Consider the following 25,803-nt stretch of genomic DNA (forward strand, 5'->3'; position numbering starts at 1 on the left):
TCACGCTCTGTGCAGCAGGCGGTCCGCCATGACCGCCGCAGAGGTCCGGTTGTCCACGCCCATCTTGTAGAAAATCTGCTCTAGATGCTTGTTCACCGTGCGGGCGCTCAGGCTCAGTATTTCTGCGATGTCCTTGTTCGTTTTGCCCTGACTGAGCCAGAGCAGCACTTCGGCCTCGCGTTCCGTCAGACCATGCGCTTGCATCAAGGGCGCGACAGGCGTGGAGCCCTGAGCTTCGTGCACCTCGATCAGCGTTTGGTCATTGGCGGTGCCTACGTACTTCAGGACCAAGGGGCCCAGGTGCAGGGGAGCCGAGTGAGAGAGCGCCGTATGGCCCAAGGAGAGCAGCCATTTCCTGAACACGTCTGGCGGGGTGTCGGACAGCAGGTGTCGGGCCTCTTCGTTTGTGTCGGCCAGCCCCAGTGACTTTGGCGTGCCCCAACTGAACCGCCCCGATTTGTCAAAGGCCAGCAGTGATTGCCCTGTCTGATCCAGCGCTCGCCGTGCCGACGAAATGGCCCGAGCATTCAGCACGTGCGTGATGATGCGGGCGATCAACTCATCCAGAACCACAGGCTTGGTGATGTAGTCGACCCCGCCCGATTGTAGCCCCTTGAGGATGTATTCCGGGTCGGTCAGCCCCGTCATGAAGATCACAGGCGCATCCGTCGATCCCGGACTGGATTTCAGGGCGCGGCAGGTTTCGAACCCGTCCATCTCTGGCATTTGGGCATCCAGCAGGATCACGTCGGGCTGCACACGGTGGGTCAGGGCGATCCCTTCGGCGCCACTGCGCGCCACCAAAACCGTCATGCCGTTCGCCTCGAGCGCTTCGGAAATCACCCCTAAGGTTTCAGGGGCGTCGTCGATCACCAAGGCGATGGCGCGGGTTCCAAAAGCGTTGGCCTGAGCGGTGTTAAGCGTCATGAGACAGCGCCTCCTCTGCGCATTGAGCGATCCCCGCCATGTCAAATTCGGACATCATCTGACGGAGCTTGCGAGCGGTACGGTCCGTTCCGCCATCCAGATCGTCGATGATGCGGCGCAAGGGGGCGGCGTGCCCCAAATGGGCCAGATCGCGAATGCGCTCGTAGGTTTCCGTTGGAATTGCGGCAGGGCGCGGTTCAGCCGTGTCGGGTGCGGTATCGTTGAGCAATGGCACGCGCAGCAGCTCTGCAATGCGCAGCAGCAAGTCCTCGAGCGAGTAGGGTTTAACGATAAACGCATCAAATAGGCCCTCGCGCTGTACCTGACGTCGCGCCTCTAGGGCATGGGCACTGACCATCAGGATCGGGGTCGACCGGAATTTCGGATCGTCCCGCAGCTTTTGGGCGAGGCTCCAGCCATCCATTTCTGGCATGTCGATATCTAGAATAAACAGATCGGGCACCACGTCCTCTAGGCTGGCCAGCGCGGTCACGGGACTGGGCTGGCATTGGATCAAGAAGCCCATCGGTTTGAGGAGTGTTTCCAACAGGGCAAGGTGATCCAGATCGTCATCCACCGCCAGAATGGCTTTGCGGGGACCGACGTAGCCGGTTGCGTGGACGCGCGGTGTGTCTGGGACATCAGGAAGATGAGAGATGACCGAGGGCCGGACAGATGGCAGCATCAAGCGCAGTGTAAAACGGCTGCCGACGCCGACTTCGCTCTCGACTTTGATCTCGCCGCCCAGAATTTCAACCAAGAGGCGCGTGATCGTCAGTCCCAGACCGGAGCCGCCCGCGCCCGCACGCGATAGCCTCTCAAAGGGTTTCCAGATGCGGTGGATTTGGTCTTCGGGGATGCCGATGCCCGTGTCAGAAACGGTAATCGTGGCGACCTCGTTGCGGTAGGCGACTTCTAGGTCCACACGGCCCTGATCCGTGTAACGAAAGGCGTTCGAGAGTAGGTTGATGATGATCTGACGCAGACGCTTTTCATCGCAGTCGACCCATGTGGGTATGTTGCCACGGGTTGTGATGCGGAAATCCAGCGCCTTGGCCTTGGCTTGCCCTTCGAAGATAGAGGTCACCTGCGCCATGAAAGACCGCAAGTTGATCCGGTCGCGAGAGATTTCCAGACGGCCTGCCTCGATCTTGGAGATATCCAGCAGGTTTTCAATCAGTCCCGCCAGATGTTCAGAGCTGCGGCGGATGGATTTGGCTGCATCGCGGCGACGGACAGGGAGGGAGCTGTCGCCCTCTAGAATTTGTGCATAGCCATAGATCGCGTTTAGCGGCGTGCGCAACTCGTGGCTGATTCCGGCCATGTAGCGAGTCTTGGCCAGATTGGCGGCCTCTGCCTTTTCCATCGCGCGCTGGAGTTCGGCGTCCGTGCGCTCGTGGGCGCGAATTTCACGCAGCAGGCGTTGGGTTTGCAAGTCTGCTTCGTCCCGCGCTTTGTGCTGGCTTTCGCGTGCTAGAATGAGCGTCCACGTGATAATTCCGATACAGACCAGCACTGAACAAAAGATCAGGGTCATGATCGCATCTAGATCGGGACTGGCCGCATGAGAGCGTATGATCAGCAGCAGCCCGCCAAAGACCGCAGCCGGGACCGACGCGGCAAATAGGAACAATGACAGCCGGGAGGTCAGGGCGCGAAATAGGTGGTCCGGCAAGATTGATTGCATGGTGCCGCTGACCATGGTGTCCAACCGCCCGTGGGGTTTGCACGTATCACGGCACGAACTGTCCAGCGTGCAGCAGAGCGAACAGATCGGTCCCGCGTAGAACGGGCAGTCAGTCATATCTTCGGGGTCGAAGCTGTATTCACAGACGCAGCAGGTTTGTTCTTGGGCCGAGTGTGCCTCTGGTACGGGGCGCGCGATGTAGTACTTGCCGCGGGTGAGGGCGGCCAGCACGGGCGAGGTGACAAGTGCCGTGACCAGGGCGATGCCGGCAGAATAAGCCTCTGCCATCAGGCCCATCATGCCGCTATGGGCGAGAATCGATAGCACCACCGCTGTCAGCATGGCCCCGACGCCTACGGGGTTGATGTCATAAAGATGCGCGCGGCGGAACTCGATCCCCTTGGGGCTGAGGCCGAGGGGTTTGTTAATCACCAGATCGGCCGTAATGGCCCCGATCCACGCAACGGCCACGTGGGAGTAGAGGCCCAGAATATGCCCGATCGCAGCAAAGACCCCCAGTTCCATCAGCATGACCGCGATGGCGACGTTGAACACCAGCCAGATCACCCGACCCGGATGTGAATGGCTGAGACGAGAAAAGAAATTCGACCACGCGATCGAGCCCGCATAGGCGTTGGTCACGTTGATTTTCAGCTGGCTCAGGATCACGAACAGCCCTGTTGCGCCCACCGCCAACCATTCCCAGCGGAAGGCCAGATCGAAAAGGACAAAGTACATATGGGTGGGGTCGGTGGCGGCCTCGACGGTTTCGCCCTGCAGGATTGCGTAGGTGGTCAGGAACGAGCCCGCCAGCATTTTGGCCACCCCTATAATGGACCAACCGGGGCCTGCGGCCAGTAGGGTGGCCCACCATTGGATGCGGCTCTTGCGGTCCTTGGGTTCTGGCAGGAACCGAAGGAAATCCACCTGTTCGCCGATTTGCGCCGACAGAGAGAACACAATCGCCGAGGCAAAGCCGACAGACAGCCAGTTCAGCCCAGAAGCGTCGGGATCGATGCCAAAGCTGGTCCAGTAGGACCAATCTACCCCTTGGGACAGCAGGATCACAAAAGGCAGGATGTGCAGTCCGATCCACAGCGGTTGGGTCCATGTCTGAAATGCCGAAATCTTGGAAAAGCCGTTCAGCACCAGCGGAATGACGACCAACGCTGACACCAAATAGCCCAAGGAGACTGGGAGCCCGAAGCAAAATTCCAGCGCAAAGGCGAGGATCGAAGCCTCGAGGGCAAAAAAGATAAAGGTGAAGCTGGCGTAGATCAGAGATGTGATTGTTGACCCGATGTAACCAAAGCCCGCACCGCGGGTGAGTAGGTCAATGTCCACCCCATAGCGGGCTGCGTAATAGCAGATGGGCAGGCCTGTCAGGAACAGAAGCAGCCCTACCAAGAGGATTGCTGCAAGTGCAGCATCGAACCCGTAGGTGAGTGTTATGGTACCCCCAATTGCTTCGAGCGCGAGGAACGAAATCGAGCCGATCGCTGTGTTCGCGATCCGGTCAGAGCCCCAACGCCGCGCCCGCCGCGCGGTGTAGCGCAGGGCGAAATCTTCCATCGTCTCATTGGCGACCCACCGGTTGTAGCTTCTGCGGCCTCCGGTGGCGCTGTATGGCAAGTGCATGAAAATGCGCCTCTTTCACTCTGTACTCTACAGTGGCGCAGGACTCTGTCTCGATGGTTTGCATTCAAACGAATTGCCCCAGTGTTACTGGGTGCAAAAAGATGAATTACAAACTTGCGTTTTTGTCCCACGTTCCCTTGGGGGATCAGCATAGGGGGAAAAACGCGCACTCATATACGTTATTTGACGTATACTGCGGCGCAGAAAACTTTGTCAGCCTTGTGGGCAAGAGCGGATCGAAACCCTGCTCAAGAATTAAGCCAACAAGGAGGGCACTGTGACCAAATCCACCAAAAACTCCCCGAATATGAACGTCAGCCGCCGCGCAATCTTGGCCGGTGGCGCCGCTTTGTCGGCCTCATTGTTTCTGCCCAAGAACCTAAGAGCGCAGGATTATCCGACCGATGCGGTCAATACGACCGGACTGGCCGTCACCGATGACACCGTGACTGTGGGCATCCTGCACTCGGTCACCGGCACCATGGCGATCTCGGAAACCGGTTCGGTGCAGGCGGAAAAGCTGGCTATCGACCAGATCAACGCGCAAGGCGGCGTTCTGGGTCGCAAGATCGAATACATTCAGGAAGACGGCGCATCCGATTGGCCGACCTTTGCGGAAAAAGCCAAAAAGCTCTTGGTGAACGACAACGTCGCGTCGGTCATGGGCTGCTGGACCTCGGCCAGCCGCAAGGCGGTTCTGCCTGTGTTCGAACAGTATAACGGCATGCTCTACTACCCCACCTTCTACGAAGGCCTAGAGCAGTCGCCCAACGTGATTTACACCGGTCAGGAAGCCACCCAGCAGATCATCGCGGGTATCGACTGGGTAACCAAGGAGAAGGGCGCAGAGAGCTTCTATCTGCTGGGCTCGGACTACATCTGGCCGCGCACCTCGAACAAGATCGCGCGCAAGCACATCGAAAAGCTGGGCCTGAAGGTCGTCGGCGAAGAGTATTACCCGCTGGGCCACACCCAGTTCAACTCAGTCATTAACAAGATCAAGCTCAAGAAACCTGACGTGATCTACGCGATCGTTGTGGGCGGCTCGAACGTGGCCTTCTACAAGCAACTCAAGGCGGCGGGCATCGACATGACCAAAGAAAGCCCCGTCCTGCTGACCATCTCTGTGACCGAGGACGAAATCCGCGGCATCGGCGGTGAAAACATCGAAGGCGCCTATGCTTGCATGAAATACTTCCAGTCGCTTGAGAACGAGAACAACGAAGAATTCGTGGCCGCGTTCAAAGAGATGTGGGGCGATGACATGGTGATCGGCGACGTGACGCAGGCGGCCTATCTGGGTCCGTGGCTGTGGAAAGCGGCAGTAGAGAAGGCTGGCAGCTTTGACGTGGACAAGGTCCGCGAAGCCTCGCCCGGGATTGAACTGGAGAGCGCGCCCGAAGGCTACGTCAAGGTCCACCCAAATCACCACCTCTGGTCCAAAACCCGCGTGGGCAAAGCGCAGGCCGACGGCCAGTACGAAGTGGTGTTCGAGACCGCAGATCTGGTCGAGCCTGATCCGTTCCCCGAGGGCTACCAGTAAGGGCCACGCTCCCTGCGGATCCCGATCCTGAAACGGGGTTGATGGTTGCACGAACCCCGAACTGCCCGTGCCCACGGCACTCCGCCAGACATGGCACGGGCTCTTTTCCCCTGCACATCGACAGGAAGGAACCTAGATGTTTGCCGACTATTCCATGGGGGAATTAACCGCGATCTTTGCCATGCAGGGCTTTGCGGGTCTGATCCTCTTTTCCGTTTTTGTCCTAATGGCGTTGGGTCTGGCGATTATTTTCGGCCAGATGGGCGTCATCAATATGGCCCATGGCGAGTTCATGATCCTTGGGGCCTATGTGACCTATCTGGTCTCGAACCTGTTCGCCACGTACATCCCCTTTGCCTTTTCCATCTATTTCTTTGTCGCCATGGCGCTGGCCTTTGTGGTCACGGGGGCGCTGGGGATGTTCGTCGAATGGGCGATGATCCGGCACCTTTACAAGCGGCCACTGGACACGCTTCTGGCCACTTGGGGTCTGAGCCTGATCCTGCAGCAGATTTACCGCAGCGTCTTTGGTGCGCGCGAAGTGGGCGTCAGCATTCCCGACTGGATGATGGGATCGCTGCCCCTGACCGACCTGATTGAGGTGCCCATCAACGGCATGTTTGTCATGGTGCTGGCTGTCGGCATTTCCATCGCGATTTACGTCCTGATGTTCCGCTCGACCTGGGGCAAGCAAGTGCGCGCCATCAACCAGAACCGCATTATGGCGGGCGCTGTGGGCATCAATACCGAATGGACCGACCGTCTGACCTTTGGCATCGGCTGCGGTGTGGCGGGTGTTGCGGGCTCGGCCTTTACCATGATCGGGTCCACCGGTCCGACGGCGGGCCAGCTTTATATCGTCGATACTTTCCTCGTGGTCGTCTTTGGCGGCGCGGGCAGTCTGCTGGGCACCATCGCCAGTGCGTTCAGCATCTCTCAGGCGCAGTCCATCCTTGAATTCTTCCTCTCGGGCTCGATGGCCAAGGTTCTCACGCTGCTGACCGTGGTCGGCATCCTGATGCTGCGTCCGCAGGGTCTCTTTGCCCTGAAACTGCGGAAATAAGGAGAGCCCCATGTTATCCAACAGCAAAACAGCTTTCATCACCCCCAAAGAAGCCATCGCCTTTGCGATCCTTGCGGCGCTGATCTTTGTGGTCCTGCCCATGGCGCTGGACACCTTCCGTCTGAACCTGTTCGGCAAGTACCTGACCTATGCCTTTGTTGCGGTCGGTCTGGTCCTGTGCTGGGGCGCGGGCGGCATTCTGAGCCTGGGGCAGGGGGTGTTTTTCGGTCTTGGTGGCTACTGCATGGCCATGTTTCTCAAGCTCGAGGCGTCGACCCCAGAGAACACCGCGATCCAGTCCACACCCGGCATCCCCGATTTCATGGACTGGAACCAGATTACCGCCCTGCCGTGGTGGTGGGAGCCTTTCCACTCGTTCGGCCTGACCCTGATCGCGATCATCGCAGTGCCCGTCGTGTTCGCCTTCATCATCGCTTTCGCCATGTTCCGGCGTCGTGTGGGCGGAGTCTATTTCGCGATCATCACCCAAGCGATTGCGGCGATCCTGACCATCCTGATCATCGGGCAGCAGGGTTTTACCGGCGGGGTTAATGGCATCACCGACCTGCGTACCCTGAATGGTTGGGATATCCGCACGGACGAGGCCAAGAATATCCTCTACTTCGTCAACGGCATCCTTTTGTTCGCCTGCCTTTTCGCCGCCCACTACGTGCGCAAATCCAAACTGGGCCGTCTGCTGATCGCCATGCGCGACCAAGAGGATCGCGTGCGCTTCTCGGGCTATGACGTGGCCAGCTTCAAGATATTTGTCTTCTGTCTTGGCGCGGCCTTTGCGGCCATCGGTGGGGCCATGTTCACCCTGCAGGTCGGCTTCATGTCGCCCACGCTGGTCGGCATCGTTCCCTCGATCGAGATGGTGATCTTTTGCGCAGTGGGCGGACGCTTGTCCATCATCGGCGCGGTCTACGGCACGCTCTTGGTAAACTTTGCCAAAACCACCTTCTCGGAAAGCTTTCCCGAAGTCTGGCTCTTGGGCCTTGGGGCGCTCTTTATCGCTGTTGTCATGGCCTTCCCCCGTGGTTTGGCAGGCATCTGGGCCGACTGGATCGCCCCCCGTATCGACGGGCTGTTCAGCCGCCAGAGCAGCAGCTCTGCCGCCCCGAAAACCCCTGCGGAATGAGGTGACATCATGGTTCAGAACAATCCCAACTTTGTCCTGATGGTCGAGGATCTGACGGTCTCCTTCGATGGGTTCAAGGCAGTCAACGAACTTAGCTTCTATGTCGAGCCCAACGAATGCCGGGTCATCATCGGCCCGAACGGCGCGGGCAAGACCACTGTGCTTGACCTGATCTGCGGGCGCACCAAAGCGACGGGCGGGTCGGTCAACTTCAAGGGGCACGAGCTCTTGAATATGCGCGAGGATCAGATCGTTCACGCAGGTGTCGGCCGCAAATTCCAGACCCCGTCGGTGTACGAAGACCTGACAGTCTTTGAAAACCTAGAGCTCAGCTATCCCAAGGGACACAACGTTTTTGGCGCGCTGTTCTTTCGCCGCGATGACGCAGTGAAGGCCCGTATTCAGGAAATCGCCGAGATGATCTTCCTCCAGGACCTACTGGAGGAAAAAGCGGCGTTCCTGAGCCACGGCCAGAAGCAGTGGCTCGAAATCGGGATGCTGCTGATCCAGGACCCTGAGCTTTTGATGCTGGACGAGCCCGTTGCGGGCATGTCCGTGGCAGAGCGCAAGAAAACGGCGGAGCTGCTCAATCGTATTATCGCCGACCGCTCTGTCATCGTGATCGAGCACGACATGGGTTTCGTCGCCGATATCGCCACCCGCGTCACGGTTCTGCATCAGGGCAAGGTTCTGTCCGAAGGCTCCATGGAGCGGGTGCAAAACGATCCCAAAGTCATCGAAGTCTACCTCGGCCACTAAAGGAGCACCGTTATGCTGAACCTGACAAACCTACGTGCGGCCTACGGGGAATCCGAGGTGCTGCACGGTCTGAACCTGAACGTCCAACCCGGCGAGATTGTCGCCATCATGGGTCGAAACGGGATGGGAAAAACCACCCTGATGAAGACGATGATGGGGATCGTGCCGACCTCGAACGGGTCGGTCACTGTGGGCGGCACGGACGTGACCGCGATGAAGTCCCACAAGCGTGTGGCAAACGGCATCGCCTATGTCCCGCAAGGGCGCATGATCTTTTCGGCGATGACTGTGCAGGAGAACGTGGAAACAGGCCTGACCGTCACTGGCAAAAAGTCTGTGCCGACAGATATTTACGAGCTGTTTCCCGTGCTCTTGGAAATGAAGGGCCGCCGCGGCGGGAACTTGTCCGGCGGCCAGCAGCAGCAGCTCGCGATTGCCCGCGCCTTGGCCTCTGACCCCAAGGTCCTGCTGCTGGATGAACCGACCGAAGGCATCCAGCCCTCGATCATCCGCGAAATGGCCCGCACCCTGCGCCGCATCCGTGACGAACGGAACCTGTCGATCATCGTCTCTGAACAGGTGCTGAGCTTCGCCCTCGACGTGGCGGACCGCGTGATGGTGATCGAAAACGGCCAATTCGTCCACGACAGCCCCCGCGACGGCATCGACGCGGACAGGGTGTCGAAATTCCTGTCCGTCTAAAAAATTTCAAGCAAGGAGGTAATACCCATGGCTGACACGCTCATTTCCGTTGATCTTAGCGAAAGCCCGCACACCAACGAGAACGTGCATAACCGTTGGCATCCGGACATTCCGATCAACGTCTGGGTCGAGCCCGGCGATGATTTCAAGATCGAGACCTATGACTGGACCGGCGGCCAGATCAAGAACAACGACGACGCTGCCGACGTCCGTGATGTGGAGCTAGAGCAGGTCCACTATCTGTCCGGCCCCATCGGGGTCAAAGGCGCAGAACCGGGCGACCTGCTGGTGGTCGAAATTCTGGATATCGGTGCCAAAGAAGAGATGAACTGGGGCTTTAACGGCTTCTTTTCCAAGCAGAACGGCGGCGGCTTTCTCACTGAGCATTTCCCCGAAGCCCAAAAATCGATCTGGGATTTCCATGGCATGTTCACGTCTTCGCGCCACGTGCCTGGTGTGAATTATGCCGGTCTGATCCACCCCGGCCTGATCGGCTGTCTTCCTGACCGCAAAATGCTGGATATGTGGAACAGCCGCGAAAAGGCCCTATTTGACACCAATCCAGAGCGTACGCCGCCTTTGGCTGCTCTGCCCAACACCCAGTCCGCCCATATGGGCGCATTGAAGGGCGAGGAACGCGACAAGGCTGCAGCCGAGGGCGCTCGCACCGTGCCGCCGCGGGAACATGGCGGCAACTGCGATATCAAGGACCTGAGCCGCGGTTGTAAGATCTATTTCCCCGTCTATGTGGACGGCGCGGGTCTTTCGATGGGCGATCTGCACTTCAGCCAAGGCGACGGCGAGATCACCTTCTGTGGTGCAATCGAGATGGCGGGCTGGCTGCATCTGAAGGTGTCGCTGATCAAAGAGGGCGTCAGCAAATACGGTGTGAAAAACCCGATCTTCAAACCATCGCCCATCGCGCCGAAATACGATGATTATCTGATTTTCGAAGGTATCTCTGTCGATGAGGCGGGCACCCAGCATTATCTGGACGTCCACGTCGCCTACCGTCAGGCCTGTCTAAACGCGATCGAGTACCTGAAGAAGTTCGGATACACAGGGGCGCAGGCCTACGCGATCCTCGGGACCGCGCCCGTCCAAGGACATATTTCGGGCGTGGTGGATATTCCGAACGCCTGTGCAACTCTATGGCTCCCGACGGACATCTTTGATTTCGATGTCAAACTGGGGCCCGACGGGCCGACCAAGTATCTCGACGGATCGATCGACATTCCGTTGGCGCCGGATCTCTGACCACCACTCCAAAGCCAAGGTTGCTGCGCCTCGCGCGCAGCAGCCACCAACCGTCCCGAAAGGAATTCAGATGCCCTATTATGATTACCTCTGCGAAGATTGCGGTCCCTTTACCAGTCATGCGCCGATGTCTGTGTTCGATCAGCCCTGCAGCTGCCCCACATGCGCGGCAGACGCGCCGCGCGTTCTGTTCACAGCGCCCAAGATTGCTGGCATGGACAAAGGCCGCCGTACCGCATTCGAAACCAACGAACGCGCGCAGCACGAACCCAAGCGCAGCGGTCATGGGGCTGGATGCTCGTGTTGTTCTGGATCATCCAAAAAGTCGTCCGGTACGCTCTACCGGCCTGATGGGTCCAAGAGTTTTCCGGCCAAGCGGCCTTGGATGATCTCGCACTGACGCGGTGGGCCACTTCACGATCCCGAGATGACGGGGGCGAGCAGCGCATTTCGGTCTTGGAAAACAGGCCCCTGACAAGGACGCGATATAAAATGTGAAAAAGTGCTGGAACTATCCGTTCTGCGACACGTTCGACCGTAACACACTGTGCAGACAAGGTTTTTGTCCTCACCGTTTGATTTGGTTTGAACTCTGTTCAAAGGCACTTTTCATGTCGATTACACAAAATTCCTACCGCTTCGGGGCCGTGCTGACGGTCGCCGGCGGGCTGGCTGGGGCTGCGGTCGCGCTCTATGCCTATCTCACCCCTTTGACTGGTATTAATGGCTCGGCTGGCGCGCTGCTCGTTATTGTATCGTCGTTGCTCGTGGCCGGAGCGGGGCTGATCATTGCTCTCATTGCCTCGCGATTTGGCCGGAATGTTCTGCGTGTTCTGACCGGTTTGGGTATTCTTGGTACCGCGCTTGCGGCGGGCTTCTTGCATCAGCCGATGTTGATCCTTGCGATGGTCGTTGCGGCCATCGGTCTGATCTTGGACTGCATGCGTCCCGCGCGCCGCGCAAGCCTAATGGAAGGAGCTTTGCTGTGATCCGTTTCACCTTGCTCCTGACAAGCGCGCTGGTTGCGGGAGTTGCTGCACAAGCGCAAACCGAGCGCACTGCCCCGCTGGTGCCCGAAACCGCCACATGGGACGGCTTCCATGGACAGCTGAATGCGCAGAAATATTCGCCTCTGTCGCAGATTACGGCGGACAATGTGGATCAACTGGAAAAGGTCTGGGAGGTGCATACCGGCGACCTCTCCGACGGCACCGGCGATCTGGCTGCGACCGTTTGGTCTGCGACGCCGGTTTTCGCCAATGATACTCTGTATATCGGTACGCCATTTTACCGCATTCTGGCGCTTGATCCTGCAACGGGCGAGGAAAAGTGGAGCTTTGACACCAAATCCACGCTAGAGCCGCTGACCCAGCCTGCCATCAAGAACCGCGGTGTGGCCTATTGGGAGGCCGATGAACCCATCGAAGGCGAGGCCTGCCAGAAGATCGTATACCTTGGCACGATGGACGCACGTCTCTTTGCGGTTGATGCAGACACGGGCGAGCCCTGCTCCGATTTCGGCGAGGATGGCGTGTTCGACACCAACCAGTACAACACCGTCAACGCGCGCTTCCCGACCTCTCTGTTGCAGCCCCCGACTGTCGTGGGCAACCACGTGGTGCTCGGGTGGGCCGGATCGGACTGGGATTGGGCCGAAGCTCCTCCGGGCGCGGTCTTTTCGCTAGACCCGCAGTCGGGCGAATTGCAGTGGACTTTTGAAACACTGCCCGAGGATATTCGCCAGCAGACCGGCACAGCGAACGTCTGGACGGCCATGTCTGCAGACGAAGGGGCAGGGCTGGTCTATTTGCCCATCGCATCGCCCTCGCCAAATTATTGGGGCGGCAATCGGACCGAAGAGATCCCCTACGCCACCTCAACCACCGCGCTTGATCTAGAGACCGGAGAGGTTGTCTGGTCGCGCCAGTGGGTGCACCACGATATCTGGGACTATGACATCAACTCTGCCCCGACCCTGATGGACATCACCGTTGATGGCGAAGAAATCCCCGCATTGATCCAAGCGACCAAGCAGGGCTTTCTCTTTGTGGTGAACCGCCTCACTGGCGAAGATGTCTGGCCCATCGAAGAGCGACCCGTGCCCGGTGGGGACGGCACGATTGAGGGCGAGGTCTACGCCGAAACCCAGCCCTTCCCGACCAAGCCTGCGCCCCTTCTGGACCAGTCGCATAAACCGGACGTCTGGTGGATCGCGGACGCGGTGAGCCTAGGGGGCTGTTCCAAGCTGTGGGATGATTTGTGGTACGAGGGCATGTACACCCCGCCGACGCTCAATGGCAGCGGTGTATTCACCTATCCCGACAGCTCGGGCGGTGTGCAGTGGGGCGGTGTGGCCTTTGACCCAGAAAGCCAGACGGCCATCGTGAACTTCTCGCACATTGTTCAATACATCCAGCTTTACACCCGCGAGGATTACGATCAGCAGACCGAAGGGGCCACCAACGGCGAAGGCGGCTTTCACCCGCAGACCGGCGCGCCCTATGGCATGTCTTTGAAAACAGCGTTGAACTGGGCCGGAATGCCCTGCTGGGAACCGCCTTATGGCGAGATTGCCGCCATCGACATGGGCACCGGCGACATCAAATGGCGTCGGCCCATCGGGTCCTCGCAGCGCTATGGGTTCTACATGCCCGAAAGCATGGGCTCGCCCACCATCGGCGGTCCGGCTGTGACGGCGGGCGGCGTGATCTTTATCGGGGCAACCATGGACGCCAAAGTCCGCGCCTATGACGAGGCCACTGGCGAAGAGCTGTGGGAAGACATCGTCGAGGCCCCTGCCGTATCGATCCCCGCAGTGTATGAGCACGAAGGGCGCCAGTACGTTGCCTTTGTCGCGGGCGGAAACACGATCCTGAAGGATCAGGTCGGCGACCAGATCGCGGTGTATGCCCTGCCCGAGTAACGCGCGTCTGATACAGGCGACAGGCCCTTGCCTCCGACGTCGGGCAGGGGCCTTTGTTGTTGGATCAGACTTTGAAGTAGAATTTCGGCGTTCCGAACATGCTTTTCAGGCTGCGCGTGACCGGGGTTTTCTTTTCTTGACGCTTCAAGAAGAATTCGATGTCCGGAGGTTTGGGCAGCTCGACCTGCGGCAGTTGGGCGTCCAATTCCTCGGAGCTTTGGGCGTTGACCACATAGGACTCCAGATCAGCGGCTGAGATGGGTGTGTCGCCCTGCCGGATCAGGCCCACCAACAATACGCGCTCTGCGTCGGAATAGGCGGCATAGTCCGCGTGTTGATTGCGCAGGATCAGGTCAGCCATCATCGCGCGGTTGGCCGTGTCCACCAACATGCTGCGCAGGCTGAGCCCCGTGAAATTGGACCAGGCGGTCTTGAGAACAAACCCCATGGCTCCCTTGGAGGACAGCTTGTCGATCTCGACTTTCCCCAGCTTCTTCAAGCGCGTGTCCAGCTGAGCAACCATTGCGTCAAATCCTGACCCTGCCATCTGCGGCCATTCATGTAGATGGATCTCGGGGGTCAGGTCGCTGTCAGGCCCCGGATCAATGATGCGGACAGGTTCAGTCGCGCTGCTACCCGACATGCCCAAGACGGCATTTTCTGGGTCCAGAACAAAGTGGCGCTTCAGAAACCATTGGCAGTTGCGCTGACCCAGAACGAAGTCGTGCTTGCGGAAACTTTCGTCCAAAAATCCGCCAAATCCACCGAGCAATCCGCAAGAAATCGCGCCTGCACCAATGCCGTCGGTCCTGCCGTCCGAGCCGCGCCGCGGCGTGATCATGAACCGCGAATGGACCTCGGGGTCTTGGGCTTGCAGAAGTTCAGCAGGTTTGAAGCGCGCTTGACCGACCAGCGTCTTTTGTAGTCGTTTTCCAACGGCGGCGATCCCCAGCATCTTGAGCAGGCGCGGGGGGTCTAACACGCTAAAGGTATCGCCCTCGGGGAAGGGATCGACCATCAGAACCGCGCGGTGCGCCTCTTTGGCGGTGCGGGGGTTCGGGTCAAGTTGTAGCGCGCCGCTCGCGTCAGGCCCGCCCTTGCGGATCGCGTAACGGGCATAGGCAAAGGGTTCGTTGTCCACAGCGCCGCCATCCAGCGCAACATAGGGTGCACGCGTCTCGACCGCATTTAGGCCGAAATAGGGGCGGGCCGTGTATCGCGCGTCCAGATCGTAGGGCAGGGCGCCGCCTTGGCTGGTGCGATCAGGGCCGCCAAGCCCACCCATTTCCCAAGGGGTTGTGTCGATGACGCGCGGCGCGAGCGCCATTGGAAACGCCCCCGTGGCAAGGCTCGAAACCGTGAGCTTTGTCCAACCGCCGCCATTCGCGCTGTCCAGTGGCAAGGGCGACGGGGCGTTGCGCGGGTTCAGTCTGATCCCTGTATCGCGCCAAGACACGAGCCACGGCGAGGGCAGCTGCGGGCCTGACCCCAAGCCTTCGACGCAGAAGTGCCGTACAATACCGTGCTGCGACATCTTGAAGGGCGCGTTGCCGCCAAAGGTCACCTCGTAGACCGTGGGATTGATCGCTGTCGTGGTCAGAAAGAGTTCGAGTTCTGAAGATAGAAAATCATAGCCGGCATCAGATGCGGTCCACGCCGGAATCCCGCCCACCGCGGCCTTGGCCACATCATCCAGGTGGTGACCGTTCAGGGCAGAGATCGCACCAGCCGCTTCTAGGCCCGCCGCCTCTTGGTCCAACGTCTTGCGATCGGCGTCGTCCAAATCCTCCATAGCGAGCAGGCCGGTTTTCGACCCTTCGTCCCACATTTTGATGTCTTGAACCCATGCTTTGTAGATGCGGTCCAGAACCAGTTTTGTTTCGCCGCCAGGATACGGCAGGGGTTGTGGCGTGTCCCAGTCCGGCGCGCCATTGCGGCCGACAGCCAACAGGTTTGTCGCAATCAGTCCGGCGCAAATGCCGCCAGCAGAGGCGCCCGAGATCGCTTTGACCATTACTTTGTGTTTGGGGCCGCCGGGCGTGCCGGCGCGTTTGTTGTGGGCATGCATCGCGCGCATCAGGTAGTCTACGACGCCTGCCGTATAGGCACCGGCAGAGATTGCACCCGCCATGGTGAGCCCGATGACAAAAACAGGCGTGCCCTCCGCGTCGCGGTCAAAATCGCTTTCCATCAGAAAAGTCCTTAAAAATATGGCGGATCAATAGTCGGATGGTGCGAAATTAATCGCCTGTTGGGAAGGATTATTCTGGAATTTGATTGTTGCGCTTTCATGCGGCACCGCTGCACTTCCTCCGCAGAAGAGGCGAGATTGATCGACCAAATAGGCTGGCCTACGACTCAGCTCACAGGCGAAACCCGCCAGCAAAGGCTCTGTGCTGCACTGCATCCTGTAAGTTTTTTATTTCGCTGCGTTGTCACTATACCACTGATCTTGCGTCGCTTTGTGCATGCGGCCCTGCGGCGTTATCGCTATCTTGTGCACGAAAAATTGATACCTGTTAAATTTTGTATACAAATTTGGTTGTGCTGCGTTACCTTCTTCGGTGTCGGCGGGGCGAGTGGAGGAGACTGGCCCCTTTGGCAAGCAAAGGGAGGAAATCATATGACCAAAGTTACGACACGGCGCGCCGCGCTGCGCACATTGGCGGGCGCAGGGGCTGCGACGCTGGCTGCACCCCATATCGCAGGCGCGCAGGCCAAAGGCACCAACTGGAAGATCCAGACCAGCTGGCCAGGTGGCGCGGGCCTTCAGATTTTCAAGGACTGGTGCGCCACCATCGAGGAAAAGACAGGTGGGGAGCTGTCCTTTACCCCCTTTGGCGCGAATGACGTTGTCGGCGACTTCCAACTTTATGACGCGGTAAAGAACGGCGTGCTCGAGGCGGTGAACCCCTTTACCATCTACGCGCAGGGCATCATTCCGGCGGCGACCTTCTTGACCTCGATCCCGCTGGGATTGCGCAATCCCCACGAATTCGACGTTTTCTACTACGGCCTTGGCGGCATCGACATCGCGCGCGAACTCTATGCGGCGCAGGGTCTGCACTTTGTCGGCCCCGTCCACCACGGCCCGAACATCATCCACTCCAAGGTGCCGATCCGCTCGATCGACGACTTCGCGGGCCGCAAGATGCGTCTGCCCGGCGGGATGGTTGCCGAAATCTTTACCGCGATCGGGGCCGAGACGACGGTTCTGCCTGGCTCTGAAATTTTCCCCGCACTGGAAAAGGGCACCATCGACGTGGCCGACTATGTGGGCCCTGCGGTCAACTACGCGCTCGGGTTCAGCCAAGTCACCGACTACATCGTCATGGGCCCTCCGGGCTTTATGTCGCTGTACCAGCCCGTGGACATCATGGACATCACCGTGGGCAAGGCCGCGTGGGACGCGCTGTCGCCCCAGATGCAGCAGTTCGTCGAAATGGAAACCCACGTCTACTCCGACATGCACCACGCTGCGATTCAGAAGGCGGACCAAGAGGCTTGGGGCAAGTTCGAGGCGGATGGCACCGAAGTCACCCGCCTGAGCCAAGACGACGTGGAACTGATGACCGAGGTCGCAGTGCCGATCTGGTACGACTACGCCAACCGCGACCCACAAGCGGCGCGGGTGTTCAAAATCCAGCTGGACTACATGATGTCCGGTTCGCTGGGCTACGTAGACCCGGCGCTGACGCAGGGGCTCGAACTGAAGCTCTGATCGCGGAACAGCGCCCGACTTGCCGCCCGGAGATCATCCGGGCGGCCTTTTGTCTGTCTCAATAAACGAGGAACGCCATGCCGGGGCTCAGCTTTACGCTGCCGCATTGGTTGTACTGGATCGGCCTGATCGGTTTTCCGATCATCGCGATGATTTTGTCGCGCCGTCCCCAGCCAACACAGAAACGTTTTACCTTGCCGCTTGGTTACATGATCGCTGTGACGGGCGGTATTCTTGGCTTGCATCGGTTCTATCTCAAAAGCCTGTGGGGACTGGTGTACCTGCCAGTCTTTCTCTTCATTCTCTACGCAAACGCGCAGACCCATGACGCGCGGACCATTCTCTCGGGTTTCGAAAACGAGTTGCGCGTTGCGCAGCGGGTTCTGGACCGCGAAGAAGGTCGCGTCACCGAAGCCAGAGAGGGTCTGGCAGAATTGCAGGCTGCCGTTGCGGCCGCTGAAGAAGGCTCTTTTGCCAAAAAGTCGGCAGAGCGCCGTTTGACCCGCGCAGAAGATACAATTTCCAAGGGCGAAGAGCGCCTCGAAGAGGCACGCGCGACACTGGACACTATGACACCCGAGCGTGATGCCGCAGCGGCCACGCGGCAGTCATGGGACAACTCTGCGGGCTACGCGTTCTATTTGTTGCTCGCTCTTTTGGCGGTGGATTTGGTGCTGTTGCCGGGACTGGTGCGCCGCGCCAATGCGCAACTGCCCCGCGAAGAGGAAATCTCTGAAGCGGAAAAAGCGCTTGCTGCCGCCGAGGCGGAAGAAGGCCCCAAGAAAGACAAGGACTACGCCGAAAATTGGATCGACCGTCTCTCGCTCTTTTGCGGGGAATTCGTCTCATACTGGGCTGTGATCGCGGTCTTTGTGTACTACTACGAAGTGATCGCGCGCTACGTCTTTGGCTCGCCTACCAACTGGGCCCACGAGGCGATGTACCTGATGTTCGGGATGCAATACCTGATCGCAGGCGCCTATGCGATGCTGACCGAAAGCCACGTGCGCGTGGATATTTTCTATGCGCCGATGTCCCGACCGAAAAAAGCTTGGGTCGATTTGGTGACCTCGATCTTTTTCTTCATCTTTGCGGGCACCTTGCTTGTCACAAGCTGGATCTTTGCCATGGACGCGATTGCCGTGCCTTCGGGGAATTCGGTCGTCTCGGACTGGGCACGAGGCCAGATCGGCCTTGGCGAGATGTTCGGCGGAATGGGACTGAACCAGTGGACCGATCCCAATATTCGCTGGGGTGAAATCAGCTTCAACGAATGGGAAGTTCCGCTCTGGCCGATGAAGTGGGTCATGGTGATGGGCGGCCTGCTGCTGGTCCTGCAGGGCATCTCGAAACTGTCGAAAGACATCCGTGAAATTGCGCGGGGGAACTGAGCTATGGGTATCGAAATCGAGATTGCGTGGCTCACGCTGATCATGTTCGGCAGCCTCTTGGCGCTGCTGATGGCGGGTCTGCCGCTGGCCTTTGTGACGGGTGGTCTGGCTTGCGTGTTTCTGTTCATCCTCGGGGATGCGCGGGCGCTGAATATTGTGCCCTCGCGGATCTTCCCGCTGATGACGAACTACCAGCTGTCGGCCATTCCGCTGTTTATCTTTATGGCGGCCATGCTCGAAAGGGCAGGGATCATCAACGACATGTTCGATGTGATCTACAAGGTCATGGGCGGGCTCAAAGGCGGCCTTGCGGCGGCAACCATCATCGCGTCTACCATTCTGGCGGCGATGGTCGGCGTCATCGGCGCGGCGGTGGTAACCATGGGGATCATCGCGCTGCCTGCCATGCTCAAGCGGCACTACGACCCCAAGATCGCCATGGGCTCTATCATGGCTGGGGGCACTCTGGGCATCCTGATCCCGCCGTCGATCCTTGCCATCATCTACGCTGTGGTGGCCGAGCAATCGGTGGGCGAGCTGTTCATCGGCGCTGTCATTCCCGGCCTACTGCTGTCGGGGATGTACATGATGTACGTGGTCGTCCGCAGCTACATTAACCCTGCTCTTGGTCCGGCCATTCCGGTAGACGAGCGTGTAAGCAATGCCGAGAAACTGCGTCTGGTTGGCAAGATGGCCGCACCCATCACGTTGGTGGTCGTGGTGCTGGGGATCATCTTTTCTGGCGTGGCAACTCCGGTCGAGGCTGCGGGGATCGGCACTTTTGGCGCATTCATTGTGGCGGCGATTCATCGGAAGCTGGACTGGCCCACAGTCCGCGAAGCTTGTGTGACCACGCTCAAGGCATCTGCCATGGTCATCTGGATCATGTTTGGCGCGACCATCTTTGTGGGACTGTACGTGCTCGAAGGGGGACAGCAGTTCGTGCAAGAGTCATTGGCGGCCACAGGTTTGGGTCCGTGGGGCATTCTGATCCTGATGCAGATCCTGCTGGTGATCTTGGGTATGTTCCTTGATTGGGTTGGCATTCTACTGCTCTGTGTCCCGATCTTTGTGCCGATCATCAAGGCGCTCGGCGCGCAGGCCTTTGGTCTGGAAACGCCCGAGGATTTGGTGCTGTGGTTCGGGGTTCTTTACCTCGTGAACATGCAGATGTCGTTCCTGTCGCCGCCCTTTGGCTACGCATTGTTCTATCTGCGGGGCGTTGCACCGCCCGAGATTCCGATGAGCGATATCTTCAAGTCGGCACTGCCGTTCCTGTTCTTGCAGATCGTGGGCTTGGTGCTCTGCATGGTCTTTCCGCAGATTGTCACGTGGCTGCCACGGTTGGTCTACGGCTAACTGACAGACCCAAACAGTTTTAGTGAGCGGGGTGCCGAAAGGTGCCCCGCTTTTATATTTCCGCCACTACGCCCAACTCGACACGAAGCCACTCTAGATAGCCGCTGATCGCGGTCTCATCCCGCTTGCAATAAGACCACTTCATGTGGCGCTGCACGGTGATGAAACCGGCTTGCTTCAGGATGTCGAGATGACGGCTGGCGGTGGGTTGCGAGACGCCCAATGCCTCGGCGATCAAGGTCATGCATACGCCGAACTCCGCAGGGTCCGCCGACCACTGGTCGCCGAAATGGTCTGCCGGACGGGCCAGCAGGTGCAAAATCTTTAGCCGCTGTTCGCTCGCCATTGATTTGATTTGTGTTGATCGCTCCATGACGGCAATCATATAGTTAATTAGCTAAATGACAATGCGAGTCGGACGATGCTTGATCTGCCCAACACATCCTTGATCGAAGGCAACGCTATTCGGTGGGGTCAAATAGGGGCGGGGCCGCCCTTGGTCGCGATCCACGGCACGCCGTTCTCGTCGCAGGTCTGGCGGCGGATTGTGCCGCATCTTTGTGATCGGCGGACGGTCTATTATTTCGACCTCGCGGGTTATGGGCAGTCAGAAATGAGGGCGGATCAGGATGTCTCGTTAGGAGTGCAGAACAGGATTCTGGCAGGTCTGCTGCAGGAGTGGGGGCTAGAGCGGCCCGACATCCTTGCCCATGATTTTGGCGGCGCGACTGCCTTGCGTGGCTATTATTTGGACGGTCTGCGCTATGCGTCCCTGACCATTTTCGACGCAGTGGCGTTGGCGCCGTGGGGCTCGCCCTTTGTGCAGCATGTGCGTCAGCACGAGGCTGCGTTTGCGGGGATGCCAGCCTACATGCACGACGCCCTATTGCGGGCGTATCTGCAAACAGCTGCTCACGTTCCCCTGTCCGAAGAGGCGCTACAGATCTACGCGGCCCCTTGGACGGGGCCCGTGGGGCAGCCCGCCTTCTACCGCCAGATTGTCCAGATGGATCAACGCTTTACCGACGAGGTTGAAGGTCTTTATGACCGCATGGACTGCCCTGTGACCGTTCTGTGGGGGGCCGAGGATGGGTGGATCCCGATGGCCAAGGGCCAAGAGTTGGCCAGCCGTCTCACCGCCCGCCCGATGACCCCGATCCCAAACGCAGGGCACTTGGTCCAAGAGGACGCCCCAGAGGCCATCGTCGCTGCGGTTTTGCGTACGATTGCCTAGTTGGCGGGCGGGCGAGTTAATTTCTTTGTGATTTGACCAATCGCGGGTCGATGCCGGACGCTTTCACTATGCATCGACATTTCGCCTTTCTATCCGCCGCGTGGCTGGCGCTGCCTGCACAGGCTCAAACCATAGAGGTCGACCTAGAGCTGGTTCTCATGGTCGATGTGTCCCGCTCGATGACCCAGAACGAGTTGGAGATCCAGCGGCAGGGATATGCGGCTGCGCTTCGGTCTGCTGGCGTGTATGCGGCGGTGCGCTCGGGTCTTCTGCAAAAGGTGGCGCTCAGCTACGTCGAATGGGCTGGATCGCAGAATGTGATCATCGACTGGACTGTGATTGAGAGCCAAGAGGATCTGAACGGCTTTGCCGACACGCTGCTGAATTCCTTTACGATTGGGCAGCGCCGGACCTCGATCTCGGAGGCGTTGTCGTTCGGGGCAGAGTTCATCCAGTCCAATTCATACGAGGGCATGCGCAAAGTCATCGATATCTCTGGCGATGGCCCAAACAATCAAGGCCGTCCGGTCGTCCCAACGCGTGATGCCGTGGTTGCCGAAGGGATCGTGATCAACGGCCTACCGCTCATGACTAAAGAGGGCATGGGCACCCAATGGCATCTCGACAATCTGGATTACTACTACGAAACCTGCGTGATCGGCGGGCCTGGTTCCTTTGTGATCCCCGTCCTGAATTGGGAGGATTTCGCCGAAGCGGTGCGCCGCAAACTGGTGTTGGAAATCGCGTCCTTGCCCATGACCGAGGTTGTGCAACCAATCCAGTACGCCTTGCGTGATCCGTCCGATTGCCTCGTCGGCGAAAAGATTTGGGAGCAGCGTAGAATGGATTGGGCACAGCCCTGATCACACCCAGCCAGTCGCGAGCCTTGTCTCCCACCAGTCATGGTCGTTGTCATGCGCCATCGCAATCATGCGGGCCGGATCATAGGGCACCGAGCGAAAGGTCACGTCCCAACCTTGCCTTGTCTGTTCCGCAATGGCGTAAGAGGCGTTCGGCGAGCCTGTCTGCATTTCGTGATAATACGGCGCGTCGTCCTTATAGGCCGGACAGCCGACGCTGCCGGGGTTCAGTATTGTGCGCCCGTCCGGCAGACGAACGCAGCGCGGTATGTGAGTGTGCGCGCACAGGATCAGGCTTGCCTTGATCCCTGCGGCTTGAGGTTCGATTTCCGGCAAGGTGGCAGGCCTGACAGACCCGTCAGGGGACACATGCTCGAGCCAATAGGTCAAATCGTCTGTGGGTGTCGCGTGGCACAAGAAGATATCCCCAAGCGTCCGTGTCGCGGGCAAGCCACGCAGCCAGTCGATGTGGTCAGCCAAGAGTTGAGCAGAGGAAATGCGTTCTAGCGTGTCCATCTCTTCTGCCGGCGTTTCGATCAGCCAGCGGTCGTGGTTCCCGCGGATCGACGGGAAATCACGGGCCAGCAGCAGTTCAGCGGTCCCAGCGGCATCCATCGGTCCGCTGAAGTGGTCGCCAAGGTTGACCGCCTGCGTGATCTCTTGCCGATCCATGTCGTTCAAAACCGCCCTCAAGGCGTCTGAGTTTCCGTGGATATCGGCGATGACAGCAAGTTTCACATGGGCCTCCTGTGCGCTTGGGACTGCCGGACATTCTAACAGCCCCGCACCAACGGGCCGCGATTATTTGTAGCGGCCGGCGCGCTGTAGCACCTCAATCTCGTAACCGTCGGGGTCTTGCACAAAGAAGAAGCGTGCGATCACTTCGCCACCGGGTGCGAAATCGACCAGCTTGCGGGGGGACAGGCCTTCGGCTTCGAAACGGGCGTGCTCTGCGGCAGCATCTTCGACTGACACAGCAAGGTGGCCGTAGCCGTTGCCCAGATCGTAGGGCTCGCTCTGGCTTTTGTTGACGGTCAGTTTCAGTTCGAAGTCGGACTCGGGATTGCTCAGGTAGACAAGCGTGAAATCGGCAAAGTCCAGACGGTCAGCCACGGTCAGGCCAAACGCTTTTTCATAGAAGGCAACCGCGCGTTCTTCGTTCAGTACGCGGATCATCGAATGGATGGCTTTGGCCATGGGGCGGGTCCTTTGTTTTGGGTCGTGTTGCGCGCACCCTACGCAGACACGCGCCCAAGGGCCACCCGTGCCTCCGCGCTCGGGCTATTTCTTTTTTCCGCGATTTCAATAGGCTGACCTGTGCGGGACGCAATATGATCAAATTGTATGACAAGCGGCGGGCGTCTGTTAGGGTGGCAGCTTGCAAGGGGGGCATTCCATGACCGCACTCACTGAAAAGTCTGTCGATACCGCCGCCGTGGGGATCACCCTGATGACGATCGGCGTGGCCAGTCTGTGTGTCAGTGATGCCATGGCCAAGACGTTGACCCAGCACTATGCACCGATCCAGATCATGTTCTTGCGCAATCTGATTGCGCTGCCTTTTGCCATCCTGATCGCGTGGCGCATGGGCGGTGCAGGAGCCTTGCGATCGCGCACGCCCATGGCGCATCTCTTGCGCGGCATCCTATGGATCGGAGCGACGGTCCTGTTCTTTACCAGCATCCGGTATCTGGGGCTGGCCGAGGCGACAGCGCTCATTTTTGTCGCCCCACTTTTCATCACAGCGATCTCGGCTGTGTTCCTCAAGGAGCAAGTGGGCTGGCGGCGATGGTCTGCCGTGCTGGTCGGTTTTGCGGGCGTTCTGGTGATCGTACGGCCGGGCACGGCGGCGTTCGAACTGGTCATGCTGTTGCCCGTTGCCACCGCCTTTGTCTACGCCCTGCTGATGCTGAGCGCGCGTTTCGTCGACAGCGCCGAGAGTGTGTGGACCCTGCTGCTGTATCTCACTGGTGCTGGGGTGGTGCTGAGTGCGGGGATCGTGCCGTTCTTTTGGCAAGCCGTGCGGGCCGAGGATCTGTGGCTCTTTGCAGGCATCGCGCTGTTTGGCACAGCTGGAATGACCCTGATGACACAAGCGTTCCGGCTGGCCCCGGCGGCAGTGGTGGCACCGCTCGATTATACAGCACTGGTCTGGGCCACGGGCCTGGGCTGGCTGTTCTGGAACGAGGTGCCGGACAGAGTAACCTTTGTCGGGGCGGGGATCATTATCCTGAGCGGTGTCTTTACCATCTTGCGGGAACGTAAGTCGGACAGCGACTAAACGCTTGGCGCGCAAGCCTGCTATTTCATGACTTGCGCCAAGCGGGCCCTATGCGCGTAGGATGGCCTGAAGCCCCCGCCCGAGGTTTGCCATGCTGTATGTTCTACGCAATCGCACCTATTTGCATCTGTTCCTTTCGCAGGTAGTCACCCTGCTTGGCACGGGTCTGGCGACTGTCGCCTTGGGGCTCTTGGCCTATGATCTGGCAGGGGGCGGGGCCGCAATGGTTCTGGGCACCGTTTTCACAATCAAGATGATCGCCTATGTCGGAATAGCCCCTGTCGCTGGGGCCTTTGTCGGGACGTGGGATCGCAAAAAACTGTTGGTGGGTCTGAGCCTGATCCGAGCACTGACCGCCGCATGCCTGCCCTTTGTCACCGAGGTTTGGCAGATTTACGGCCTGATCTTTGTCATGCAGTCGGCCTCGGCTGCTTATACGCCGACGTTCCAAGCCACGATCCCCGATGTTCTGCCGGACGAGGCGCAGTACACGCGCGCACTGTCATTGTCGCGACTGGCCCATGATCTCGAGAATATTGCGAGCCCGACCATCGCCGCGCTGCTGTTGATGGTGGTTTCGTCGAACGGGCTGTTCTGGGGAACGACGGCTGGTTTTCTGGGCGCAGCGGTGCTGGTGCTGACGACCGCTTTGCCCATCGCTACGGCGACACCACAGCGCAGCGTGTACGAGCGCACCACGCGCGGTATCAGGATGTATTTGCAGACCCCTCGGTTACGAGGGCTGTTGGCCTTGAATTTAACGGCTGCTGCGGCGGGCGCGATGGTTCTGATCAATTCGGTGGTTTTGGTGCGCGGCGTGCTGGGTTTAGATGAACAGGCGCTGGCGTGGACGATGTTCGCCTATGGGGCGGGGTCTATGCTCGCGGCTTTGGCGTTGCCGCGTGTGCTGGACCGCATGACAGACCGTCCAGTGATGCTGCTGGGGGCTGGGCTAATGATCGCTGCGCTCTTGGCACTTGCTGCGGTTATCATGATATCGGAGCTGAGTTGGGCCGCGCTTCTTGGCGGCTGGCTGCTAAGCGGTTTGGGCTGGGCCTGCGTTCAGACGCCATCGGGCCGATTGCTGCGCCGGTCGGCGGGATCGGCGGATCGGCCCGCGCTATTTGCGGCGCAGTTTGCGTTGTCCCATGCCTGCTGGTTGATCTGCTACCCCTTGGCGGGCTGGTTGATGTCGGGGTTCGGGGCGGTGACGGCCTTGGTCGGGCTCGCGAGCGTTGCAATCATCGGCGTCGCTTTGGCGCTACGTTTATGGCCCGCCGTGCCGAAGCCTGCGGTGCAGGATAAGGTTTAGGGCGC

At 59.2% G+C, this 25,803-nt stretch carries 22 protein-coding genes; 16 read left to right on the forward strand and 6 right to left on the reverse strand.

Translation table 11 applies throughout. The annotated features are described in order from the left end of the window. Together BM225_RS00140 and BM225_RS00145 are read right to left on the reverse strand one after the other, a co-directional pair. The gene (locus BM225_RS00140; protein WP_072705937.1) at positions 1-927 is read right to left on the reverse strand and encodes a response regulator transcription factor; all 927 of its coding nucleotides are present in this window, start codon (positions 925-927) and stop codon (positions 1-3) included. Beyond that, entirely contained in the window at positions 917-4,252 is a 3,336-nt protein-coding gene (locus BM225_RS00145) for a hybrid sensor histidine kinase/response regulator (protein WP_072705938.1), read from the reverse strand. The genes BM225_RS00140 and BM225_RS00145 overlap by 11 nt, the downstream gene beginning before the upstream one ends. 277 nt (positions 4,253-4,529) lie before the next feature. Here BM225_RS00145 and urtA point away from each other — a divergent pair, with 277 nt between their 5' ends. The 9 genes from urtA (at position 4,530) to BM225_RS00190 (ending at position 13,640) form a co-directional block, all read left to right on the forward strand. After that, the gene (gene urtA / locus BM225_RS00150; protein WP_245780383.1) at positions 4,530-5,795 is read left to right on the forward strand and encodes an urea ABC transporter substrate-binding protein; all 1,266 of its coding nucleotides are present in this window, start codon (positions 4,530-4,532) and stop codon (positions 5,793-5,795) included. 136 nt (positions 5,796-5,931) lie between these two features. Further along, positions 5,932-6,858 carry an urea ABC transporter permease subunit UrtB gene (gene urtB / locus BM225_RS00155; RefSeq protein WP_072705939.1) on the forward strand — a complete coding sequence of 309 codons (927 nt, stop codon included), beginning with the start codon at positions 5,932-5,934 and terminating at the stop codon, positions 6,856-6,858. A gap of 10 nt (positions 6,859-6,868) precedes the next feature. Further along, positions 6,869-7,999 carry an urea ABC transporter permease subunit UrtC gene (gene urtC, locus BM225_RS00160; protein ID WP_072705940.1) on the forward strand — a complete coding sequence of 377 codons (1,131 nt, stop codon included), beginning with the start codon at positions 6,869-6,871 and terminating at the stop codon, positions 7,997-7,999. Between the two features lie 9 nt (positions 8,000-8,008). Next, a complete protein-coding gene (urtD, locus tag BM225_RS00165) occupies positions 8,009-8,758 on the forward strand; it encodes an urea ABC transporter ATP-binding protein UrtD (RefSeq protein WP_072705941.1) in 750 nt (249 codons plus the stop codon). 12 nt (positions 8,759-8,770) lie between these two features. Continuing rightward, on the forward strand, positions 8,771-9,460 hold the full coding sequence (gene urtE, locus BM225_RS00170; protein WP_072705942.1) for an urea ABC transporter ATP-binding subunit UrtE: 690 nt from the start codon (positions 8,771-8,773) through the stop codon (positions 9,458-9,460). 27 nt (positions 9,461-9,487) lie between these two features. Next, entirely contained in the window at positions 9,488-10,717 is a 1,230-nt protein-coding gene (gene fmdA, locus BM225_RS00175) for a formamidase (RefSeq protein WP_072705943.1), read from the forward strand. Positions 10,718-10,787: 70 nt separating this feature from the next. Then, complete coding sequence (locus BM225_RS00180; RefSeq protein ID WP_072705944.1) at positions 10,788-11,117, forward strand: FmdB family zinc ribbon protein; 330 nt, start codon at positions 10,788-10,790, stop codon at positions 11,115-11,117. Positions 11,118-11,328: 211 nt separating this feature from the next. Beyond that, positions 11,329-11,706 (forward strand): hypothetical protein, encoded by a 378-nt coding sequence (locus tag BM225_RS00185; RefSeq protein WP_072705945.1) that lies wholly within the window; start codon positions 11,329-11,331, stop codon positions 11,704-11,706. Next, positions 11,703-13,640 (forward strand): pyrroloquinoline quinone-dependent dehydrogenase, encoded by a 1,938-nt coding sequence (locus tag BM225_RS00190; protein ID WP_092463599.1) that lies wholly within the window; start codon positions 11,703-11,705, stop codon positions 13,638-13,640. Before BM225_RS00185 ends, BM225_RS00190 begins: the two co-directional genes overlap by 4 nt. A 64-nt stretch (positions 13,641-13,704) precedes the next feature. Here BM225_RS00190 and BM225_RS00195 read toward each other — a convergent pair whose 3' ends face one another. Next, positions 13,705-15,831 carry a patatin-like phospholipase domain-containing protein gene (locus BM225_RS00195; protein WP_072705947.1) on the reverse strand — a complete coding sequence of 709 codons (2,127 nt, stop codon included), beginning with the start codon at positions 15,829-15,831 and terminating at the stop codon, positions 13,705-13,707. Between the two features lie 432 nt (positions 15,832-16,263). Here BM225_RS00195 and dctP point away from each other — a divergent pair, with 432 nt between their 5' ends. From dctP to BM225_RS00210, 3 genes are all read left to right on the forward strand, one after another. Further along, positions 16,264-17,361, forward strand: a complete 1,098-nt coding sequence (gene dctP / locus BM225_RS00200) for a TRAP transporter substrate-binding protein DctP (RefSeq protein WP_072705948.1) — start codon at positions 16,264-16,266, stop codon at positions 17,359-17,361. A gap of 77 nt (positions 17,362-17,438) precedes the next feature. Continuing rightward, positions 17,439-18,752, forward strand: a complete 1,314-nt coding sequence (locus BM225_RS00205; RefSeq protein ID WP_072705949.1) for a TRAP transporter small permease subunit — start codon at positions 17,439-17,441, stop codon at positions 18,750-18,752. A gap of 3 nt (positions 18,753-18,755) precedes the next feature. Beyond that, on the forward strand, positions 18,756-20,111 hold the full coding sequence (locus BM225_RS00210; protein ID WP_072705950.1) for a TRAP transporter large permease: 1,356 nt from the start codon (positions 18,756-18,758) through the stop codon (positions 20,109-20,111). 52 nt (positions 20,112-20,163) lie between these two features. On the opposite strand, the gene BM225_RS00215 is transcribed toward BM225_RS00210, so the two are convergent. Continuing rightward, complete coding sequence (locus tag BM225_RS00215; protein WP_072705951.1) at positions 20,164-20,484, reverse strand: ArsR/SmtB family transcription factor; 321 nt, start codon at positions 20,482-20,484, stop codon at positions 20,164-20,166. A 48-nt stretch (positions 20,485-20,532) separates the two neighbouring features. Between BM225_RS00215 and BM225_RS00220 the strand changes: the two genes are divergently transcribed. Further along, entirely contained in the window at positions 20,533-21,345 is an 813-nt protein-coding gene (locus BM225_RS00220) for an alpha/beta fold hydrolase (protein ID WP_072705952.1), read from the forward strand. Between the two features lie 68 nt (positions 21,346-21,413). Continuing rightward, a complete protein-coding gene (locus BM225_RS00225; protein ID WP_072705953.1) occupies positions 21,414-22,208 on the forward strand; it encodes a DUF1194 domain-containing protein in 795 nt (264 codons plus the stop codon). On the opposite strand, the gene BM225_RS00230 is transcribed toward BM225_RS00225, so the two are convergent. After that, the gene (locus BM225_RS00230; protein WP_072705954.1) at positions 22,209-22,943 is read right to left on the reverse strand and encodes a metallophosphoesterase family protein; all 735 of its coding nucleotides are present in this window, start codon (positions 22,941-22,943) and stop codon (positions 22,209-22,211) included. Positions 22,944-23,006: 63 nt separating this feature from the next. Continuing rightward, entirely contained in the window at positions 23,007-23,402 is a 396-nt protein-coding gene (locus tag BM225_RS00235) for a VOC family protein (RefSeq protein ID WP_072705955.1), read from the reverse strand. Between the two features lie 199 nt (positions 23,403-23,601). Here BM225_RS00235 and BM225_RS00240 point away from each other — a divergent pair, with 199 nt between their 5' ends. Both BM225_RS00240 and BM225_RS00245 read left to right on the forward strand, forming a co-directional pair. Next, the gene (locus tag BM225_RS00240; RefSeq protein WP_072705956.1) at positions 23,602-24,486 is read left to right on the forward strand and encodes a DMT family transporter; all 885 of its coding nucleotides are present in this window, start codon (positions 23,602-23,604) and stop codon (positions 24,484-24,486) included. A gap of 91 nt (positions 24,487-24,577) precedes the next feature. Next, positions 24,578-25,798 carry an MFS transporter gene (locus tag BM225_RS00245; protein ID WP_092463602.1) on the forward strand — a complete coding sequence of 407 codons (1,221 nt, stop codon included), beginning with the start codon at positions 24,578-24,580 and terminating at the stop codon, positions 25,796-25,798. Positions 25,799-25,803: the final 5 nt, after the last annotated feature.

The organism is Donghicola eburneus, assembly GCF_900115865.1.
Classification (GTDB): Bacteria; Pseudomonadota; Alphaproteobacteria; order Rhodobacterales; family Rhodobacteraceae; genus Donghicola; species Donghicola eburneus.

Excerpts from the sequence above, each read along its gene's own strand:
- BM225_RS00140 (WP_072705937.1), bottom strand. The coding sequence starts at position 927 with ATGACGCTTAACACCGCTCAGGCCAACGCTTTTGGAACCCGCGCCATC.
- BM225_RS00145 (WP_072705938.1), bottom strand. The coding sequence starts at position 4,252 with ATGCACTTGCCATACAGCGCCACCGGAGGCCGCAGAAGCTACAACCGG.
- urtB (WP_072705939.1), top strand. The coding sequence starts at position 5,932 with ATGTTTGCCGACTATTCCATGGGGGAATTAACCGCGATCTTTGCCATG.
- urtC (WP_072705940.1), top strand. The coding sequence starts at position 6,869 with ATGTTATCCAACAGCAAAACAGCTTTCATCACCCCCAAAGAAGCCATC.
- urtD (WP_072705941.1), top strand. The coding sequence starts at position 8,009 with ATGGTTCAGAACAATCCCAACTTTGTCCTGATGGTCGAGGATCTGACG.
- urtE (WP_072705942.1), top strand. The coding sequence starts at position 8,771 with ATGCTGAACCTGACAAACCTACGTGCGGCCTACGGGGAATCCGAGGTG.
- fmdA (WP_072705943.1), top strand. The coding sequence starts at position 9,488 with ATGGCTGACACGCTCATTTCCGTTGATCTTAGCGAAAGCCCGCACACC.
- BM225_RS00180 (WP_072705944.1), top strand. The coding sequence starts at position 10,788 with ATGCCCTATTATGATTACCTCTGCGAAGATTGCGGTCCCTTTACCAGT.
- BM225_RS00185 (WP_072705945.1), top strand. The coding sequence starts at position 11,329 with ATGTCGATTACACAAAATTCCTACCGCTTCGGGGCCGTGCTGACGGTC.
- BM225_RS00195 (WP_072705947.1), bottom strand. The coding sequence starts at position 15,831 with ATGGAAAGCGATTTTGACCGCGACGCGGAGGGCACGCCTGTTTTTGTC.
- dctP (WP_072705948.1), top strand. The coding sequence starts at position 16,264 with ATGACCAAAGTTACGACACGGCGCGCCGCGCTGCGCACATTGGCGGGC.
- BM225_RS00205 (WP_072705949.1), top strand. The coding sequence starts at position 17,439 with ATGCCGGGGCTCAGCTTTACGCTGCCGCATTGGTTGTACTGGATCGGC.
- BM225_RS00210 (WP_072705950.1), top strand. The coding sequence starts at position 18,756 with ATGGGTATCGAAATCGAGATTGCGTGGCTCACGCTGATCATGTTCGGC.
- BM225_RS00215 (WP_072705951.1), bottom strand. The coding sequence starts at position 20,484 with ATGGAGCGATCAACACAAATCAAATCAATGGCGAGCGAACAGCGGCTA.
- BM225_RS00220 (WP_072705952.1), top strand. The coding sequence starts at position 20,533 with ATGCTTGATCTGCCCAACACATCCTTGATCGAAGGCAACGCTATTCGG.
- BM225_RS00225 (WP_072705953.1), top strand. The coding sequence starts at position 21,414 with ATGCATCGACATTTCGCCTTTCTATCCGCCGCGTGGCTGGCGCTGCCT.
- BM225_RS00235 (WP_072705955.1), bottom strand. The coding sequence starts at position 23,402 with ATGGCCAAAGCCATCCATTCGATGATCCGCGTACTGAACGAAGAACGC.
- BM225_RS00240 (WP_072705956.1), top strand. The coding sequence starts at position 23,602 with ATGACCGCACTCACTGAAAAGTCTGTCGATACCGCCGCCGTGGGGATC.
- BM225_RS00245 (WP_092463602.1), top strand. The coding sequence starts at position 24,578 with ATGCTGTATGTTCTACGCAATCGCACCTATTTGCATCTGTTCCTTTCG.